The 2,602-nt window shown below is 68.7% G+C and carries 1 protein-coding gene; it reads left to right on the top strand.

Annotated features, from left to right (window positions below; all coding sequences use genetic code 11):
* Nucleotides 1-2,602 (top strand): non-ribosomal peptide synthetase (locus tag MXD57_RS31155; protein ID WP_250405568.1); only part of this gene is annotated, 2,602 nt, incomplete at both ends.

The raw sequence follows: 2,602 nt of genomic DNA on the forward strand, positions 1-2,602 counted from the left end.
CGTCGGCTTCTTCGTCAACACCCTCGTCCTGCGCACCGACCTCTCCGCAGACCCCACCTTCCGCCAAGTCCTCGAACGCGTCCGGGAAACCGACCTCGCCGCCTACACCCATCAGGACGTCCCCTTCGAGCGACTCGTGGAGATCCTCAACCCCACACGCTCCATGGCCCGCCACCCCCTCTTCCAGGTCATGCTCACCTTCCACAACAACGCGCAGCCCGACCTCGACCTGCCCGGTCTGAACGTTCACGGGGAACAGGTGCAGGGCGCGGTGGCCAAGTTCGACCTGTCCCTGAGCTTGGGTGAACTCCACGATGAAAACGGAGTACCCGCCGGACTGCAGGGGCAGCTGGACTACCGCACGGATCTGTTTGCGCACCGCACGGTCCGAGAACTCGCGGACCGTGTGGTGCGCGTGCTGGAGGCCGTCACCGCAGATCCCGATGCGGCGATCCGTTCCGTCAGTGTGGTCGGTGCCGAAGAGCGGTACCAGGTCCTGACCGACTGGAACGCGACTGCCCGCAAGGTTCCGTACGGGACGCTGCCCGAGATCTTCCAGGCCCAGGTGGCGCGGACTCCCGACGCTGCCGCCGTGACCAGTGCCACGGCTCATCTCACGTACGCGGAGCTGAACGCTCGGGCGAATCGGCTCGCCCGCCATCTGGTGGCGTGCGGTGCCGGCCCGGAGCGCCTGGTCGCGGTGTCGCTACCGCGGTCGGCCGACCTGGTCGTGACCCTGCTCGCGGTACTCAAGAGCGGTGCGGCTTACGTACCGGTGGACCCGGAATACCCGGCGGACCGGATCACCCACATGCTCACCGACGCCGAACCGGTGCTGGTCCTGACCGAAGCGGCCACCGCCGCCCTGCTCCCCCAGGACGACACCACACCGCACCTGCTGCTCGACACCTCCGAAGTCCGGCACACCATCGCCGCCCAGGACGGCACAGACCTGACCGACCACGACCGCCTGTCTCCGGCACTGCCCGCCCACCCGGCGTACGTGATCTACACCTCCGGCTCGACGGGACGACCCAAGGGCGTGGTGGTCGAGCACCGCAGCGTGGTGAACCTTGCCTCCTGGGCTGCCGATGGGCTCGGTGCAGACCGGCTCGGGGAGGTCTGCGCATCGACGTCGCTCAACTTCGACGTGTCCGTGTTCGAAATCATCACTCCGCTGCTCGCCGGCGGTCGGGTCGACGTGATCCGGGACCTGCTTGCATTCGGAGACGAAGCCGCCGGCGACACCGGACGGCCGCTGGTCAGTGGCGTTCCTTCGGTGTTCGCAAGCCTTCTGGACCGTGCACCGGCAGCGGACGCGGCAACGGTCGTCATGGCGGGTGAGGCCATCTCGCCGATCGTCGCCAAGAAGATCCGCTCCGCCTTCCCCGTAGCGCGCATAGCGAACTGCTACGGACCCACCGAGGCCACGGTCTACGCAACCTCGTGGTACACCGATGCCGAACTGCCCGATGCGGTTCCCATCGGGCGGCCGGTCGGCAATACGCGGGTGTACGTGCTGGATGCCGGCCTGTCACCGATGCCGGTGGGTGTCGCGGGCGAGCTGTACATCGCCGGCGCCCAACTGGCCCGGGGCTACCTGGGGCGTGCGGGGCTGACCGCGGAGCGGTTCGTCGCCGACCCCTTCGCCACGGTGTCCGGCTCTCGGATGTACCGGACCGGTGACGTGGTGCGCTGGACCCCGGACGGCGTCCTGGAATTCGTCGGGCGCGCCGATACCCAGGTGAAGGTGCGAGGCTTCCGCATCGAACCGGGCGAGATCGAAGCGGTCCTGGCCGATCACGCATCGGTGGGCCAGGTCGCCGTCGTCGTACGGGAGGACGTCCCGGGTGACAAGCGGCTGGTGGCCTACGTGATGCCGGCCCCCGACGATTCAACCCGTCACTTCGCTGCGCGGGACCTGCGGGCGTTCGTGGCGGAGCGGCTGCCGGACTACATGGTGCCCTCCGCGTTCGTCACCCTCGACACCCTGCCACTGACACCCAACGGCAAGCTGGACCGCAAGGCCCTGCCGGCACCGGAATACACCACCGACAACTCAGGACGGACACCGCGGACACCCCGGGAGGAAATCCTGTGCGGACTGTTCGCCGAGGTCTTGGGTCTGGAGTCGGTCTCCATCGACGACGGCTTCTTCGAACTCGGCGGACACTCACTGCTGGCCACCCGGCTGGTGAGCCGGATCCGAACCGTCCTCGACGCCGAGATCAGCATCCGATCCCTGTTCGAAGCCCCCACCGTCGCCGGGCTGGTGCAGCACCTCGACGACAGCGGCCGGGTCCGTCAGCCCCTGGAACGCCGGGCGCGGCCGGAGGTCCTCCCGGTGTCGTTCGCGCAGCGCCGCCTGTGGTTCCTCGGCCAGCTCGAAGGCGTCTCCGCGACCTACAACATCCCGCTCACACTCCGCCTGACCGGTTCCCTGGAGGTGGAGGCGCTGCGGGCCGCCCTGGCGGACGTCGCCGACAGGCACGAGAGCCTGCGCACCGTGTTCCCGCAGGTGGACGGCGAACCCCGGCAGGAGATCCGGCAGGGCACCGCGGGGATTCCCGAGGTCGGCGTGGAAAGCGTGACTGCCGATCGT

It is taken from the genome of Streptomyces cellostaticus (assembly GCF_023630175.1).
GTDB classification, from domain to species: domain Bacteria; phylum Actinomycetota; class Actinomycetes; order Streptomycetales; family Streptomycetaceae; genus Streptomyces; species Streptomyces cellostaticus_A.